Annotated in this window: 1 protein-coding gene; it reads right to left on the bottom strand. The window is 63.9% G+C overall.

Annotated features, from left to right (window positions below; all coding sequences use genetic code 11):
* Nucleotides 1–812: ABC transporter ATP-binding protein (locus ND486_RS28710; RefSeq protein WP_251787437.1), on the bottom strand; the 812-nt coding region annotated here is incomplete at both ends.

The following is an 812-nucleotide window of genomic DNA, read 5'->3' as shown; positions in this document are numbered from 1 at the left end:
CGGCCCTCGAGCTCACCCGCCTCCTCCATCTCCCGGGCCGCCTGCGCGGCGTCCTTCTCCTCCGACATCCCGATCGGACCCTCCCGACGCCCGTTCAGGAACTGCGCCACCACCGGCTCGTCGGAGGTCAGCAACACCTCCCGCGGACCGAACATCGCCAGATGCTTGCGGTAGAGCAACCCGATGTTGTCCGGCACCGTCTGCGCCGAGTTGATGTCGTGGGTCACGATCAGGAACGTCGAATCCGTCATCGCATTCAGATCGATGATCAGCTGATTCAGATACGCCGTACGCACCGGATCCAGACCCGAGTCCGGCTCGTCGAACAGAATGATCTTCGGATCCAGCACCAACGCCCGCGCCAACCCCGCCCGCTTGCGCATACCCCCCGAGATCTCACCCGGCAGCTTGCCCTCGGCACCGACCAGACCGACCATGTCGATCTTCTCCATGACGATGTCGCGGATCGCCGACTCCGACTTGCGCGTGTGCTCCCGCAACGGGAACGCGATGTTGTCGAACAGGTTCATCGACCCGAACAACGCACCGTCCTGGAACAGCACCCCGAACAGCTTCCGGATCTCGTACAGCTCGGACTCCGAGCACTTGCACAGGTCGACGCCCTCGATCACGATCGACCCCCGCTCCGGCTTGAGCAGCCCGATCAAGGACTTCAGGAACACCGACTTACCGGTACCCGACGGTCCGAGCAGCACCGACACCTCACCCGCGGGCAGCGTCAGGGTCACGTCCGACCAGATGTTGGCCCGACCGAAGGACTTCGTCAGTCCTTCGACCTTCACCTCGACACC

Origin of the sequence: Pseudonocardia sp. DR1-2, assembly GCF_023717215.1 — a bacterium.
GTDB lineage: Bacteria > Actinomycetota > Actinomycetes > Mycobacteriales > Pseudonocardiaceae > Pseudonocardia > Pseudonocardia alni.
The sequence above is the reverse complement of the archived record's forward strand: the minus strand, read 5'-3'. Positions and strand labels throughout refer to the sequence as shown.